Here is a 15,040-nt window from a genome sequence, read left to right as displayed (position 1 = left end):
GAAGGGCAAATCACCCCTGAAGACGCGGAGTCTACTCGCGAAGCGTAAACGACGTCACGTCATTCGGCGGCGAACAGGCTGGCGTGGCGTCAGGTTGCCGCGTCGTCGGCCAGGGCGCGGCTGACCAGTTCGAAGACGTTTTTGGAGAGGCCGGGCGCGGCCAGGATCCGCTCGAGCTGACCCTTCATCAGGCCGCCCAGGTCCGGTCGGTAGCGACGCCAGCCGCCAAGCGGCTCGACCAGCCGCGCCGCGGTCATCGGATTGCCGGCGTCGACCGCCAGGATCTGGTCGGCGAGGAAACGGTAGCCGACCCCGCTGGGATCATGGAAGCGGACCGGGTTGAAGCTGGCGAAGGTCGAGACCAGCGCCCGCAGCCGGTTGGGATTTCGCGCCTCGAAGGCCGGATGAGCGGTCAGACCCAGAATTCGGCCAAGGGCGCCTTCGTCAGGGTCGCGGGCCTGCGCGGCGAACCATTTGTCGATCACCTGGGGCTCGGCTTTCCAGCGTTCGTAGAAGTCGGCCAGGGCTTTCTCGTAGAGATCGCCGCCGATCAGGGTCAGGGCGGAGAGCCCGCCCATGGCGTCGGTCATGTTGGCGGCGGCCTGATAGTGGCCCCAGGCCAGTTCGCCGACTTCCGATCGCGGATTGGCGGCCATCAGGTCGAGGGCGGCGTTGCGCAGCGCGCGCCGCCCCGCGCCGGCGGCGTCGGGCGAGAACTCGCCGGCCTCCTGCAGGCCGGCGTGCAGGCGCTTCAGGTCATCGGCCAGGTGCACGGCCAGACGCGTCCGCAGCGCTTCGCGGCCCGCGTGCAGGGCGGCGGGATCGGCCGGGCTCATGGCCAGCGCCAGGTCGGATTCGGACGGCAGGTTGAGCAGCAGGGCCTTGAACGCGGGGTCGGCGGCCTGGTCGGCGAGCGCGCGGCCCACCGCCTCGGCGTAGCGTTCCTCGCCGACCTCGTCGGGCTGGCCTCCGGCCCGGCCGAGGATCAGGGCGCGGGCCAGCTCCTGCCCGGACTCCCAGCGGTTGAACAGGTCCGGGTCGCCGGCCAGCAGCACATAGCGGTCGCGCGCCTCGGCGTTGCTGGTCAGCTTCACCGGCGCTGAGAAGCCGCGCAGCGCGGAGACCACCGGGCGTTCGTCGATGCCGGTGAGCGTGAGCGTGGTCCGCTCGCCGCTCAGCACCACGACCGTCTCGTCAAGGGCCACGCCATCGCGAAGGAAGGCCTGGCTGCGGCCGTCGGCGTCCAGCAGGCCGACGATCACCGGGATCGGCAGCGGCCGTTTGGAGGGCTGGCCCGGGGTCGCGGCCGTCGCCTGCACAAGCTCGAGCTCGAGTTCGCGGCGCTCGGCGTCATAGCGGCTGGTCAGGCTGACTTGCGGCGTGCCGGCCTGCTCGTACCAGGCGAAGAAGGCGGTCAGGTCCTGGTCGCTAACCTCGGCGAAGCAGCGGATGAATTCCTCCACCGTGGTGGCGTGGCCATCCCAGCGCTCGAAATAGAGATCCATGCCGGCGCGGAACGCTTCGGGTCCGATCAGGGTCTTCAGCATGCGGATCACCTCCGCACCCTTGTCGTAGATGGTCGCGGTGTAGAAGTTGTCGATCTTCAGATAGCTCGAGGGCCGCACGGGATGGGCCAGCGGCCCCTGGTCCTCGGCGAACTGGCGCGCGCGCAGCGCCTTGACGTCCTTGATCCGCTGGACGGCGTGGCCGCGCTGGTCGGCCGAGAAGCTCTGGTCGCGAAAGACCGTCAGGCCCTCCTTGAGGCACAGCTGGAACCAGTCGCGGCAGGTGATCCGGTCGCCGGTCCAGTTGTGGAAATACTCGTGGGCCACGACGCTCTCGATGCGCTCGAAATCCAGGTCGGTGGCGGTGGCCGGGTCGGCCAGCAACAGGGATGAATTGAAGATGTTCAGCCCCTTGTTCTCCATCGCCCCGAAGTTGAAGTCGCGCACGGCGACGATCATGAACAGGTCCAGGTCGTACTCGCGGCCGAAGGTCGCCTCATCCCATTTCATCGAGCGCTTCAGGGCGTCCATGGCGTAGGCGGCGCGCGGCGCCATGCCGGGATCGACGTAGATCCGCAGGTCGACGGTGCGGCCGGTCATCGTCACCAGCGTGTCTTCCAGCACGTCCAGCTCGCCGGCCACCAGGGCGAACAGGTAGCAGGGTTTAGGGAAGGGGTCGTTCCAGACGGCGAAATGGCGGCCGCCCGGCAGGGGCCCGCTCTGCATCAGGTTGCCGTTGGAGAGCAGGCGGTGGAGGCCCGCGTCCGCCTCGATCCGCACCGTGAAGCGCGACAGCACGTCGGGGCGGTCGGGCCAGAAGGTGATTTTGCGGAAGCCCTCGGCTTCGCACTGGGTGCAGAACCGGCCGCCCGACATGTAGAGCCCGTCCAGCGCCGTGTTGGCCTGCGGGTCGATCTCGACCTCGGTTTCCAGCACGAAGGCGTCGGGGACGCCGGCGATGACCAGGGTTTCCCCGTCGATCACGCGCTCGCCCGGCGCCAGCACGCGCCCGTCGATGGACACGGAGATCGGCGTCAGCCGCTCGCCGTTGAAGCTCAGCGGCTCGGTGTGCTCGCCATTGCGGCGGACCGTCATCCGGGCCTTCACCCGCGTGGCTGTGGGCCGCAGGTCGAAGGTCAGCTGGACCTCGTCAATCAGGAAGCCCGGTGGTTGATAGTCGACGAGCCGGATCGGCTGGGGGGTGTCGGTGCGCATGGGCGCCATCTAGTCATTCGGCCGCGCTCGCGCAAAGCCCGGGGATCGGTTCATGGACCGGCTTTTGAGGACGGCCGCACGTTTGACGCGAGGTCACACTTTCCACCTCCGCGTGTGCGCGTATGGTATCCCAGGGGAAACCTCGCAAAGCCGCGACAGTCGGCGGGATGGGTGGCGCATGAATTTCGACTTTTCCGACGACCAGAAGTCGCTCAAGTCCGAGGCCCGCAGGTTTCTTGACGCCAACTGTCCGACGGTCCGGGTGCGCTGCGTGCTCGATGACCCAGCGACCGCCTATGACGCGGCCTTGTGGAAGGCGGTGGCGGGCCAGGGCTGGCTGGGCGCGGCGATCCCGGAGGAGCACGGCGGCCTGGGGCTGGGCCACCTGGAACTCTGTGTGATCGCCGAGGAGCTGGGCCGCGCCGTCGCGCCGATCCCGTTCGCCTCGACGGTCTATGTCCTGGCCGAGGCGGTGATGCTGGCCGGTAGCGCGGCGCAGAAGGCCGAGATCCTGCCGAAGATCGCCACAGGCGAACTGATCGGCGCGCTGGCCACCTCCGAGGGGCCCGGCGTGCTGACGCCCGGCGCCTTGCTGGCCAGCGTCAGCGGCGGCAGGCTGACCGGGGTGAAGCTGCCGGTGACCGACGGCGACATCGCCGACCTGTGCCTCGTGCTGGCCAAGGAAAACGGCCAGGCGGGCCTGTTCCTGGTCGATCTGAACGGCGCCGGCGTCACCCGCGAGCCACTGAAGACGCTTGATCCGACCCGCGACGCCGCCCGGCTGACCTTCAAGGAGGCCCCGGCCAGGCGGCTGGGACCCGCCGGCGAGGGCTTCGCCCTGCTGGAACAGATTCTCGACCGCGCCGCGGTGCTGCTGGCCTTCGAACAGTGCGGCGGCGCCGACAAGTGCCTGGAGATGGCCAAGGCCTATGCCCTGGAACGCTTCGCCTTCGGCCGCGTCATCGCCTCGTACCAGGCGATCAAGCACAAGCTGGCCGACATCTATGTGAAGAACGAGCTGGCGCGGTCCAACGCCTACTATGGCGCCTGGGCTCTCAACACCGCCGCGCCCGAACTGCCGGTGGCGGCCAGCGCGGCGCGGATCGCCGCGTCCGAAGCGTTCTGGTTCGCCTCGAAGGAAAGCATCCAGACCCACGGCGGCATCGGCTTCACCTGGGAGGTGGACTGTCACCTCTACTACCGGCGCTCGCGCCAGCTCAGCCTGGTGGCCGGCGCGCCCCGGGTCTGGAAGGAACGGCTGGTCAGCCAGCTCGAACGGCGCAACGCGGCCTGAAGGACGATGGCTCGAACAACCCCTCTTGTCGTCATCCCCCGGCTTGTCCGGGGGACCCATGATCTCCGCGATACAGGATGGAATACAGCACCGCCGAGCCTCGCCGTCGGCAGGGAGATCATGGGTGGCCCGGACAAGCCGGGCCATGACGTTCCATAATAATTTCAATGGGAACTTTCAGCCCAGGAGCTGAGTGATGGACTTCAACGACAGCCCCGAGGAAGCCGCCTACCGCGCCCAGGTGCGGACCTGGCTGGAGGCCAATGCGCCCCGGCGCCCGCCCGTCGCCGACGGCGATGGGGACGGCGAAGGCGCAGGCTCCATGGCTGCGTCCAAGGCCTGGCAGGCGAGCAAGGCCGCGGCCGGCTACGCCTGCATCACCTGGCCCAAGGAATGGGGCGGGCAGGGCGGCAATCCGATCCAGAGCGTGATCTTCGCCGCCGAGGAGGCGAAATATCCGATTCCGCCGAACCCGTTCCAGATCGGCCTGGGCATGTGCGTGCCGACCGTGGCGACCTTCGCCGACCAGGGCACCAAAGATCGCTTCGTGGGCCCGGCCCTGCGCGGCGAGGAGATCTGGTGCCAGCTGTTCTCCGAGCCTTCCGGCGGCTCGGACGTGGCCGCGGCGCGCACCAAGGCGGTGCGCGCGCCCGATGGCTCCGGCGACTGGCTGATCTCGGGCCAAAAGGTGTGGACCACGGGGGCTCAGTTCTCCGACTACGGCATCGTCATCTGCCGGACCAACCCCGACGCGCCCAAGCACAAGGGCCTGACGATGTTCTGGATCGACATGCACGATCCCGGCGTCGAGGTGAAGCCGATCCACCAGATGTCGGGCGGTTCGGGCTTCAACGAGGTGTTCTTCGAGGGCGTGCGGGTCAAGGACAGCCAGCGGTTGGGCGCGGTGGACGACGGCTGGAAGGTCAGCCTGGTCACCCTGATGAACGAGCGGCTGGCGGTGGGCGGGGCGACCGGCGCGGGCTGGGCGGAGTTCATGGAGGCCGCGCGCAATGTCGCCGGCTTTGACGGCGCCCCGGCGATCAAGGACCAGGCCCTGCGCGAGAAGCTGGCCGACTGGTATGTCCGGGCCGAGGGGCTGAAGCACACCCGCAACCGCACCATGACCGCGCTCTCGCGCGGCCAGACGCCGGGGCCGGAAAGCTCGATCGGCAAGATCGTCTCGGCGGTGCAGATGCAGGAGCTGGGCAACGAGGCGCTGGAGATGCTGGATCAGTTCGGCATCCTCGACGACCCTGACCTGGCGCCGCTGAAGGGGGCGTTCCAGAGCTCGGTGATGTTCGCGCCGGGCCTGCGGATCGCCGGCGGCACCGACGAGATCCTCAAGAACATCATCGCCGAGCGCGTCCTGGGCCTGCCGGGCGACATCCGCGTCGACAAGGACGTGGCCTTCAAGGACATGCCGGCGGGGCGGTAGGCGGGACGAGGGGCCTCCCGATCCAGAGTTCGAACGGCGGCCTGATGACCCGCTGTGGGGCTACCAGCTCCAGCAGCAGCAAAGCCGTTTCCAGGATCCCCGGATCATCCGCCGCTGGCGCTCGCCGGGCGGCGGCATAGGCGCCGCGCCGCGCGGCGGCGTAACTGCGCCGGTCGCCGGTCAGCTGGTAGGCCCGCAATCGCGCCAGCCCGTCGCGCGTCCGACGCGCCGCCTCGAGCGCGCGCTCGGCATAGCGCGGCTCGGCGAAGGCGCCGTGGGCGAGCCCCCACAGCCAGACGTCTCCGGCCGCCCGCGGCAAGGCGTCCAATTGCGCGCACAGTCCGTCTGGCAAGGGTGCGACGCCGGCCTGACTGAGCGCCAGCGTCGCCTGGGCCAGGGTCGCCGGCGCGGGATCGGCCGCCCGCAGCCGGTCAAGCCGCCGGACGGCCCAGCCCGCCAGCGGTGCGGCGTCTGCCTCCCGATAGGCGCCGCCGTCCAACAGCCGTGCCGCCGCCAGCAGGGGGGCGGGTCCGTCCGCCCGATCCGCCGCGGCCATGAAGGCGGTGATCGCCTCGGTCTCGGCGGCGCTGTCGCAGCGGGCGCGGGCGACCTCGGCGCGGACGGCGGCCGCGGTCCAGCCCGGGCCGGCGCGGCTCGCCCACAGGTCGGCGGCGGCCAGCAGGTCACCGTCGCCGCGGCCAAGCGCCGCGCGCAGGGCAAGCCAGGCCAACGGCAAGGCATCAACGGACGTCTCGACCTGCCACCCGCGCAGCACACGCTCGAGCGCCGCTTCCAGCAGGTTTGCCGCGGCCAGGGGCGCGCGCGGCCAAGGTCGGGCGGGCGGCGCCGCGGCGAAGGCGGCGGCGAACGCGCCAACGTCGGGGAAACGCTCCGCCGGGTCTTTCGACAGCGCTGTCGCCAGCACCCGCTCCACCCCCGGCCAGGCGGCCACGCCGCGCGCTGTGAACGGCAGTGGCGGCCGCGTGACGATCCTTGCCAGCAGCTCCCGATGTTCCGCCGAGGGATCGACGGGATGCAGGCCGGTCAGCAGGAAATAGCCGAGCGAGGCCAGGGCATATTGCTCGGATCGGGCGGTCGACGCCGGCGGCGTCTGCCCGACCAACAAGGCCCGCGCCATCTCCGGCTCATAGAAGTGGGCGATCCCCGCCCGCGCGGGATCGGCGCCTTCCGCCGCGTCGAGCCGGGCCCGGCCGAAATCGAGCAGGGTCACCCGTCCCGCCTCGTCGATCAGGATGTTGCCCGGGTGAATGTCGCCGTGGATGACGCCCTTGGCATGCAACCGACCGTAGGCGGCGAGGAGGGCGGCCACCATCCGCCGCGCGCGCGGCCTGTCTCCAGAGGCCCGCATCCGCTGGGCCGCGAACGCCACCGACACGCCCGGCCGCCACGCCATCGCCAGGAACGGCCGCCCGCCGGCCTCACCCGCCTCGATCAGCCGCGGCGTGTCGCCGCCGCCCAGATGCGCGAGCACCCGGGCTTCATGCGCCAGCGCCGAACGCGCGCCGGCGCGCGCGACCTTCAGCGCCACCGGCTGACCCCGCGCCGACAGGGCGCGATAGACTTCGCTGTCCTCCAGCGCCTGCACCAGGGCCTCCACCTCATAGCCGGCAAGCGCCTGGCCTGCCGCCAGGCTGGGCGGCAGACCCTGGGCCTCCGGCGAATCCGCCGGGACCAGAACCCGCCCGTCGATCAGGGTCGCCAGGGCCCCGAAGGCGTCGTCGAGCGTGGCGAACGGATCGCGCGCCTCATCCCGGCTGAACCGCAGCACCGCGTCCACAAGACGCCGGGGCGCGCGAAACTCGGCCATCAGGCGCGCGAGTTCGGGAGTCACCAGCCGGGTGGTCACGCGAAAGCCCGGCCGGCTGACCACCACCTGCCCAGGATCGACGGGTCCGATCCGGGCCTGCAGGCGCGGCGAGAGCTCGCGAACCGGCACCAGACGAGCATCGGCGGGAAGCGTGAAGAGGATGTCGCCGAGGCCGGGGGCGGGCGCGCTCATCAGGGCCCCGGCCTGCTTGCCGCCGGCCGCCAGTCCACCACGCCGTCGGCCGTCATCCGGGCAAGCACCGGCCCCGCGGGGTCGAGGTCCGGCCGGCGGACGGCCAGGATCGCGTCGGCCAGCTTGCCGGTGATCCAGGATCGCCAGCTCTGCGCTGGTCCTTCGGCCGGCGGCGGGGGGTCGATCCCCCAGGACAGCAGTCCGTCGGCGCCGAGCGCGGCGGTGAAGGGCACGCCCTGCGCCGGGCAGCCGGCAAGCTTGCGGGCGAGCGCGGCGGCCACGACCCGCAGATGTTCCCGGCTGTCAAAATAGGCGACGATCTTGTCACAGCGAAGCAGACCGGCTGGACCGCGTCCCACCTTGAAGGCGCGGACCTCGAGATCGGCGAAGACCTGCGCCAGGATCGGGAAGGCCGTCGCCAGGGCTTCAGGACGTGGGCTCGCGTAGAGCTTGAAGGCCGACGAGGCGCTGTCGTTTTGACCCAGCCGCCCGAACCCCACCCAGCCGGGATAGGTCGTTGCGTCATAGTCCCGCGCCAGCCGCGCACGGACGCCGCCGCCGGAGGTCAGGCCGAGCACAGCCAGCGCATCGTCGCCCGGCCCGAAGTCCAGATCGAACGTCGGGCCGCGCGGGACCGCGCCATAGGCGTAGAGCCGCCGCGAAAGGGTTCTGGCGTCCGAGCACGGCAGGGCCGCGGTGGTCCGGATCGCCCGAAGCGACAGCGCGTCGAGCCGTCCGCCCATGGCGCAGCCTCTTGGCGCGGATCCTGGGGCCGTCAGCCGAGGCTCTTCAACGCGCCTTCAAGCTGCGTGCGCACCACCCCGATCTCGGCGTCGCGCGGCGCCTGGGCGGCTGTGAACCGGTCGAGCGCTTCCACCGCGACAGCCAGCTGTTTCCGCAGGCCGGGAAGCTCGGACACCTGATGTACCTCGCGGCCCACGAGAACGATCGGCGTGATCGGCGTGGGGATGGTCTCAAGCGAGGAGCCGCCACAATCGGGGTTGGGCAGGCCGACAGACCCGCCGCCCAGGGCGGAGTAGGCGGCGCTGGCGACGACCGCGGCGCCAATGTCGTGGATCGCCGAGCTGATCGCCGGATTGCCGCTGAGGTCGCCGGCGAACGCCCGACCGATCGAGGTCAGCTCCCCCGTGTCCTTGAGAGATTGCCGGACAGTCTCTCGCACAACTTCTAATATGTCTCCCTTCACCAGAACACTAGCGATGGGGGAAATCCACCAGGGCGGCAGCGTGCCGTCGTCAGCCGGAAGGAAGGTTCCGCCGTGGCTTCCCGCCGCTGAAGGAACGCTGATGACCAGATCTTTGACTATGAAATCATGACGATTACGTACCTTGGTTGACATGATATTCTCCCATGACTGATCAAACAGAGAATCTTCTGATACGACTCAGACAGTCGGAGGATTTTGTTTAATCGGCCGGCCGTCACAGCTATTCGAGAACTGGAAGCAAACTCCCGGGAAATATGCTCTTGGGAGATTGACTGTCAATCGAGTTCGCCCGTGCAGGTTGAATTTCGCATTGGGTGCGAAACCGCGTGCGCGCCGTTGATGTCAGGCGCTGAGCTTGAGCGGCGGCCGCCGTGTCTGGCGGGCCATCAGCTGGGCGTAGAGGCGGGTCAGCCCCTCGAACGTGTGGTCCCAGCTGTGACGGGTCTCGGCGCGGCGGCGCGCGGCCAGCTTCAGGGCGCCCAGGTCGCGGGCGAACAGCGCCTCGACGGCCTCGGCGAGGCTGGCCGGATCGACGCCGGCGGCGAGCTGGCCAACGCCGTCGTCGATGAGTTCGCCGACGCCGCCCTTGTTGGGCCCGACCACCGGCAGGCCGGCGGCCATGGCTTCCAGAACCACCAGGCCGAAGATCTCGTTCTCGTTGGCGTGGAGGAAGGCGTCGCAGCTGGCGATGACGCCGGCCAGGGTTTCCGGCTGGCGTTCGAAGTCGAGGCACGCGACGCGGGCGCTCTCTTGGGAATCCCGGCCGGCGCCGATCAGCACCAGGCGATAGGGGTCCCCCAGCCGTTCGACGCAGGCCACCATGGCGTCGATGTTCTTTTCCCGAGCCGGGCGGCCGGCGAACACCAGCAGGCGGGAATCGGCGGGGAATTCGAGGCGGCGCAGCAGGGCGGCGCGGTCGCCGCGGCTGGGATGGAACAGCTCGGTATCGACCCCCAGCGGCAGCACGGTCACCCGCTCGACGCCGGCCTCGGCCAGCCGCGAGGCCGTGTGACGGCTGGGCGCCACCACCTGGTCGAACCGTCGGTAGGCCTGGGCCCACAGGTTGAGCGTCGGCTGTTCGGCCCAGTCGCCCAGGTGCAGGGCCGCCAGGGTGGGCGCGTCGGTGTGGCAGACGCCGACCACCGGCACGCCCAGGGCCTGGCCGGCGTCCATCGCCGCGTGACCGGGCACGAACACGTCGCCGGCCTCGATGATGTCGGGCTCCAGACCGCGCAGCACCGCCTCCCATTTGGCGGGACTGGCGGGCATGCGGTAGCCGTCGCCGAACGGCAGGCGCACCGCGGCGATGGTGACCAGCCCCGCGGCCTCGGCGCGGGTCGCCGCGCCGGGCACCACCAGGGTGTGGCGGATGTCGGGCCTGCGGGTCTCCAGCCAATGGCGCTTGGCGCTGAGGTAGCGCTTCACGCCGCCGGAGCGGGGCGCATACATCATGGTGGTGTCGATCAGGTGGAAGCCGGGCGCCGGTCCGGCCGAGGCCGCCGGTCCTGCGCCAGGGGCCGGGGCGGCGCTGCGTGCTGTGGCGTCGAACATCGTCTCAAGCCCCCGGTCAGCAGGTTCGCCGCAAGACGCAACGAACAGCTCGACTGTTCGATCCCGTCGCCGCCGCGGATCGCCCCGCGAAGCGAGGGTCCGGCCGGGCGATCTGTTCCACAGTCTGGCCAAACGGACCCGCCCCCTCAACCGGTTAGTCGTCAAAGCTCAGCTTGGGCCTCAAATTGGGGTGAAACGGCGGCTGGGCAAGGGTCTCATCGCGGATCGAAGACCCTGGCGTATTCCGGGCGCGCCCAGATATTGGGCAGGAACCGCGGATCGATGCGGGCGTGGGTGGCCTGTTCGAAGGCGAAGCCCAGCGCCAGCAGCCGGGCTTCCGACCAGGCCGGGCCGATGAAGGAAATGTTCACCGGCAGGCCCTGGACGTTCCCCATGGGCACCGTCAGGTGCGGATAGCCCGACACCGCCGGCAGGGTCGAATAGGATCCCAGGCTGCGGCTGCCGTCGATCGGATCGACGATGGCGGCCGGGCCGGTGGACGGACCGACCAGCACCTCGACGTTGTCGTCGGCCAGCATCCTGTCCAGGGCGTCGCGGGCCAGTTTGCGGGCCTTGGCGCGGCCGGCCAGATAGGTCGGGTCGGTGATCGGCGGAACCTTGGCGGACTGCTCGAAGATCTCCTGGCCGAACAGCAGCGTCTCGCGCGGCTCATGGGCGTTGAAGGCGATCAGGTCGTCGAGGGAGCGGGTTTTCACCTTGGCCGGCGTGGCCGCCAGATAGGCGTTGAGCGAGGCCTTGAACTCGACCCGCAGGGCCTCGCCCTCGGCGCCGCCGATCTGGCCGAGCGCCGCCTCGTCCGGCCCCTTGACCTCGACCAGCACGGCGCCGGCCTTGCGCAGGGCGGCAAGCGCGGTCTCGAACACCGCGTCGGTCTGCGGCGAGCGGCCGAGCGTCATCCGCAGCACGCCGACGCGGACGCCGCGCAGGGCGTCGGTCCGCAGGCCGGCCAGGTAGTCGGCCTTGTGGGCGTTGGCCTGGGCGGTGGCGGGGTCCAGCGGATCGGAGCCGGCGATGGCGGTGAGCATGGCCGCGGCGTCGGCGACGGTGCGGGTCATCGGGCCGGGCGTGTCCTGCTCCGGCGAGATCGGCACCACATAGGTGCGCGAGACCAGGCCCACGGTGGGTTTCAGGCCGACCACCCCGTTGGCGGCGGCCGGGCAGGTAATCGAGCCGTCGGTCTCGGTGCCGATGGCCAGAGTCGCCAGGCCCGCGGCGATGGCCGCGCCGGAGCCGGCGCTGGAGCCGCAGGCGGTGCGATCCAGCGAATAGGGGTTGCGCACCAGGCCCGCCACGCCGGTCCAGCCGCTGATGGAGCGGGTCGAGCGGAAGTTGGCCCATTCCGACAGGTTGGCCTTGCCTAGGATCACCGCCCCGGCGTCGGTCAGCCGGCGCACCAGCGGCGCGTCGCGGCCGGTGACATTGTCGACCATCGCCAGCGAGCCTGCCGTGGTCGCCGTGCCGTCGTCGGACTCGATGTTGTCCTTCAGCAGCACCGGCAGGCCGTGCAACGGCCCGCGCAGGTGGCCCGCGCGGCGCTCGGCGTCGAGCTTGCGGGCGTCGGCGAGCGCGTGCGGATTGAGCGCCAGCACGCTGTTCAGCTTCGGCCCGGCCCGGTCGATCGCCGCGATCCGCGCCAGATAGGCCCTGACCAGGTCTTCGGACGTCGTGGCGCCGGCCGCCATGGCCGCCTGCTGCTCGGCACCCGAGGCAAACGGGCTCAGCGGCCTGGTCTGGGCCGGGGCCTGGGCGCTGGGGGCACCCGGTGCGGCGACGGCCAAAGCGGCGAGCGCGGCGGCGAAGGCAAGAGGTCTGAGCATGGCGATTCCCGAGTCGGATGGGCCATAGGAACCGCGCCCGCCGAAAAACGCCAGCCGCGCCAGCGCTTGACCGCCACCGGCGCCGGCTCTCTAGTTCCGTCCGTCCCCGGACCGGGGCGAGCCTTTGGCCTGGAATGGATCGCGATGCGGCTTCGACAGATCGCCCTGGTGGGCTCGGACCTGGCCGCGGCGAGCGAGGACATTGTCGATGTGCTGGGCCTGGGCGGCGCCTATGCCGACCCCGGGGTCGGGAAATATGGCCTGGCCAACGCCGTCTGGCCGGTGGGCGAGACCTTCCTGGAGGCGCTGTCGCCCAAGGCGCCGGGCACCACCGCGGGGCGGCTGTTGCAGAAGCGCGGCGGCGACGGCGGCTACATGGTGATCCTGCAGGCCGACGAGATCGGCCCGGCGCGGGCGCGGATCAAGGCCCAGGGCGTGCGTGTCGTCGATCAGCTGGACGGCGACGGGTTCTGGATGACCCACCTGCACCCGCGCGACATGGGTGGCGCGATCGTGTCGGTGGACGCCATGATTCCGCCCGACCGCTGGCAGTGGGGCGGCTCGCGCTGGCGCGAGCAGGTGCGAACCGACACCTCCGTGGCGATCGTCGGCGCCGAGCTTCAGGGCGAGGACCCACGCGCCATGGCCGCCCGCTGGGCCGCCGTGCTGGGGCTCGAGGCGGCCGAGACCGCCGAAGGCTGGCGCCTGCCCCTCGACGGCGGGGAATTGCGGTTTGTAGGCGTGACCGATGGCCGGGGCGAGGGGCTGGGCGCCTTTGACGTCGCCGTTCGCGATGTGGCGCAGGTCCGCGCGCGGGCCGAGCGGCGCAGCCTGATCGGGGCGCAGGGCGAGGTGCGGCTGTGCGGAACGCGGGTTCGACTGGTGGCGGCCTGACCGACGGGGCTCAGGCGCGAACGGCGGGCTGCCCCAGGGGCGAGCCGAGGCGCGCGTGGCTCGACCCGCCCCAATCCTTCTGGTCGGCGTTGGCGGCGGCCAGCAGGTTCGGCGCCACGGGCACGCCGGGCCACATCTGGGCGGTCAGCGCCTCGATCGGACCCATGACCTGCGAGGTCAGCGGGGGCCCGGCGTCGGAGCAACGCGCGGCCTGAGACTCATGCTGAGGCATTCATCGGCGGTGCGTCGGCCGCCGGGTCCGCATCGCTGTCGGCGAACCGGGCCTTGCCGCGCTCCACGATGGCGATGAAGCGGGGATCGTCGCGGATCAGATCGAGGCTGTTGTCTGTCTCGATCCACAAGAGCCAGCTGGCGGACACCTTGTCGATGATGTCGTCCAGGAGATCGCAGGCCGCTTCGGCGTCGCCGAGGCCGGCCAGGCCGCAGGCCAGGTTGTAGTGCAGGCGCATGTTGTCGGGGTCGAACAGCATCGCGCGGCGCACCCAGTCGCGGGCCCGATCCACATCTCCGAGTTCGACCAGAGCGGTCACCAGAAAGCCCAGGGCGCTGCCGTGGTCTGGTTCTGTCGCGAGGATCCTTTCGCAGCGCGTGAGGCACCGGCGCGCCGCCGCGATGACACTCTGCTGGTCGCCGAGGGCTTTGTAGACCTGGATGACCATGCCCGCCGGCCGAAAGGCGACAGGATCGAGCGCGATGGCGGCCTCAAAATGGCGCACCGAATCGTCCCAGCGCTTCAGGCCGAGGGTCTGATACCCGGCGCACAGGTGGGCGTCGTAGCAGTCTGGGTCGAGGCGGAGCGCCGTCGCGACATAGGATTCGCCGCCGGCGAAGTCCATCAAAGGACCGCGCAGCAGGACTTCGGCCATCGCCGCGTGGGCTTCGGCCAGGTCCGGTGACACGGCCGCCGCGCGTTCCGCGGCGTGGAGCGCGTGTTCGTAGCTCATGCCCTCGACGTTGCGCTGGTACGCCTCGGCCTCGGCGTTGGCGATCTGCGCCCAGGCCTGGCCAAAGTCGGGGTCCAGCGCCACCGCGCGCTGGCAGATGCGCACGATCAGCGGCTTCAGGCGCTCGCTGCCGGTGCGGCTGAACTGGCGGGCCAGCAGGTAGAGTTCATAGGCTTCGGCGCTGGCGGTCTGCCGTTGCTCGATCGCCTGCCGTTCCGCCGGCGCCAGCTTCAGCTTCAGTGCGCCGACGATGGCCTGGGAGATCTCTTCCTGAATGGCGAAGATGTCGTCCAGGGTGCGGTCGAAGCGCTCGGCCCACAACTGGGTGTCGCGCACGGCGTCAAACAACTGAGCGGTGATGCGGATTCGCGCGCCGGACTTGCGCACGCTGCCCTCCAGGATGTGGGTGATCCCCAGCGCGGTCGCCAACTGTCCCGGCGCAATGGTCTTGCCCTTGTAGGAAAAGGCGGTGGTGCGCGAGACCACCGACAGCGCCGAAACGCGCCCCAGATCGGTGATGATGTCCTCGCTGACCCCGTCGCTGAAATACTCCTGTTCGGGATCTCCGCTCATGTTGATCAGCGGCAGCACGAGGATCGAGGGCCGGGCGTCCGGCGCCCTGTGCGGCGGGGCAGCCGGGACGGCTGGCCGCGGTGCGTCGCGGACGCCGACGAACCGCCGCATCTCGTCCAGCAGGGACAACCAGGCCGGATCGTCGGACGCGCCCTTCCAGTGACTGAGGTCCGCGGTCTGGGTCAATTCGAACATGATCGGCCGTTCGCACGGCTCGATGATCACCGGCGCCAGGGTCTTGTTGCGGTCGGCGAGCGTGGCCTCCGCGCGCACCCAGCGCGATGTGACAGAGCGAGGCGACCACAGGACCACCACAGCCTTGGCTGCTCGCAGGGCCGTCTCGATCGCCTCGTCGAAGGCCTCGCCGGAACGCAGCGCCGCATCCCACCAGACGCTGAAGCCGTGGGCCTCAAGCGCGTCGGCGTAGAGGCGCGCCACGGCCTGATCCTCGCGGCTGTAGGATATGAAGATATCCGAGATGCGTGCCTCCCGATCCGTTTGCCGGCCACGGTATCGCGCGCG

The 15,040-nt window shown here is 70.5% G+C and carries 11 protein-coding genes; 3 read left to right on the top strand and 8 right to left on the bottom strand.

The window, feature by feature from the left end; all coding sequences use genetic code 11:
* Positions 1-89 precede the first annotated feature (89 nt).
* Positions 90-2,720, bottom strand: a complete 2,631-nt coding sequence (gene pepN / locus RMN86_RS10670; RefSeq protein ID WP_309605828.1) for an aminopeptidase N — start codon at positions 2,718-2,720, stop codon at positions 90-92.
* Between the two features lie 178 nt (positions 2,721-2,898).
* Between pepN and RMN86_RS10665 the strand changes: the two genes are divergently transcribed.
* Together RMN86_RS10665 and RMN86_RS10660 are read left to right on the top strand one after the other, a co-directional pair.
* Positions 2,899-4,014 carry an acyl-CoA dehydrogenase family protein gene (locus RMN86_RS10665; RefSeq protein ID WP_309605827.1) on the top strand — a complete coding sequence of 372 codons (1,116 nt, stop codon included), beginning with the start codon at positions 2,899-2,901 and terminating at the stop codon, positions 4,012-4,014.
* A gap of 196 nt (positions 4,015-4,210) precedes the next feature.
* The gene (locus RMN86_RS10660; RefSeq protein WP_309605826.1) at positions 4,211-5,449 is read left to right on the top strand and encodes an acyl-CoA dehydrogenase family protein; all 1,239 of its coding nucleotides are present in this window, start codon (positions 4,211-4,213) and stop codon (positions 5,447-5,449) included.
* Here RMN86_RS10660 and RMN86_RS10655 read toward each other — a convergent pair.
* The 5 genes from RMN86_RS10655 to RMN86_RS10635 all read right to left on the bottom strand — a co-directional run bounded on the left by RMN86_RS10655 (position 5,424) and on the right by RMN86_RS10635 (position 12,086).
* Complete coding sequence (locus RMN86_RS10655; protein ID WP_309605825.1) at positions 5,424-7,469, bottom strand: protein kinase domain-containing protein; 2,046 nt, start codon at positions 7,467-7,469, stop codon at positions 5,424-5,426. The two genes, RMN86_RS10660 and RMN86_RS10655, sit on opposite strands and share 26 nt — an antisense overlap.
* Positions 7,469-8,212: a hypothetical protein gene (locus RMN86_RS10650; protein WP_309605824.1), complete on the bottom strand. Its 744-nt coding sequence runs from the start codon at positions 8,210-8,212 to the stop codon at positions 7,469-7,471. The genes RMN86_RS10655 and RMN86_RS10650 overlap by 1 nt, the downstream gene beginning before the upstream one ends.
* 32 nt (positions 8,213-8,244) lie before the next feature.
* Entirely contained in the window at positions 8,245-8,652 is a 408-nt protein-coding gene (locus RMN86_RS10645) for a hypothetical protein (RefSeq protein WP_309605823.1), read from the bottom strand.
* Positions 8,653-9,039: 387 nt separating this feature from the next.
* Entirely contained in the window at positions 9,040-10,248 is a 1,209-nt protein-coding gene (locus RMN86_RS10640) for a glycosyltransferase (RefSeq protein WP_309605822.1), read from the bottom strand.
* A gap of 215 nt (positions 10,249-10,463) precedes the next feature.
* Positions 10,464-12,086, bottom strand: coding sequence for an amidase (locus RMN86_RS10635; protein ID WP_309605821.1), 1,623 nt, complete (start codon positions 12,084-12,086; stop codon positions 10,464-10,466).
* Between the two features lie 144 nt (positions 12,087-12,230).
* On the opposite strand from RMN86_RS10635, the gene RMN86_RS10630 reads away from it, so the two are divergent.
* Positions 12,231-12,980, top strand: coding sequence for a VOC family protein (locus RMN86_RS10630; protein ID WP_309605819.1), 750 nt, complete (start codon positions 12,231-12,233; stop codon positions 12,978-12,980).
* Positions 12,981-12,990: 10 nt separating this feature from the next.
* On the opposite strand, the gene RMN86_RS10625 is transcribed toward RMN86_RS10630, so the two are convergent.
* Both RMN86_RS10625 and RMN86_RS10620 read right to left on the bottom strand, forming a co-directional pair.
* Positions 12,991-13,146 carry a hypothetical protein gene (locus RMN86_RS10625; RefSeq protein ID WP_309605818.1) on the bottom strand — a complete coding sequence of 52 codons (156 nt, stop codon included), beginning with the start codon at positions 13,144-13,146 and terminating at the stop codon, positions 12,991-12,993.
* 52 nt (positions 13,147-13,198) lie between these two features.
* Positions 13,199-14,983, bottom strand: coding sequence for a TIR domain-containing protein (locus RMN86_RS10620; RefSeq protein WP_309605854.1), 1,785 nt, complete (start codon positions 14,981-14,983; stop codon positions 13,199-13,201).
* Between the last annotated feature and the right edge of the window lie 57 nt (positions 14,984-15,040).

The organism is Phenylobacterium sp., assembly GCF_031360265.1.
Taxonomy (GTDB): Bacteria; Pseudomonadota; Alphaproteobacteria; order Caulobacterales; family Caulobacteraceae; genus Phenylobacterium.
The sequence above is the reverse complement of the archived record's forward strand: the minus strand, read 5'-3'. Positions and strand labels throughout refer to the sequence as shown.

Bases quoted from the DNA above. Each gene is read 5' to 3' on its own strand.
- RMN86_RS10640 (WP_309605822.1), bottom strand. From the start codon at position 10,248: ATGTTCGACGCCACAGCACGCAGCGCCGCCCCGGCCCCTGGCGCAGGA.
- RMN86_RS10660 (WP_309605826.1), top strand. From the start codon at position 4,211: ATGGACTTCAACGACAGCCCCGAGGAAGCCGCCTACCGCGCCCAGGTG.
- RMN86_RS10625 (WP_309605818.1), bottom strand. From the start codon at position 13,146: ATGGGTCCGATCGAGGCGCTGACCGCCCAGATGTGGCCCGGCGTGCCC.
- pepN (WP_309605828.1), bottom strand. From the start codon at position 2,720: ATGCGCACCGACACCCCCCAGCCGATCCGGCTCGTCGACTATCAACCA.
- RMN86_RS10665 (WP_309605827.1), top strand. From the start codon at position 2,899: ATGAATTTCGACTTTTCCGACGACCAGAAGTCGCTCAAGTCCGAGGCC.
- RMN86_RS10655 (WP_309605825.1), bottom strand. From the start codon at position 7,469: ATGAGCGCGCCCGCCCCCGGCCTCGGCGACATCCTCTTCACGCTTCCC.
- RMN86_RS10630 (WP_309605819.1), top strand. From the start codon at position 12,231: ATGCGGCTTCGACAGATCGCCCTGGTGGGCTCGGACCTGGCCGCGGCG.
- RMN86_RS10635 (WP_309605821.1), bottom strand. From the start codon at position 12,086: ATGCTCAGACCTCTTGCCTTCGCCGCCGCGCTCGCCGCTTTGGCCGTC.
- RMN86_RS10650 (WP_309605824.1), bottom strand. From the start codon at position 8,212: ATGGGCGGACGGCTCGACGCGCTGTCGCTTCGGGCGATCCGGACCACC.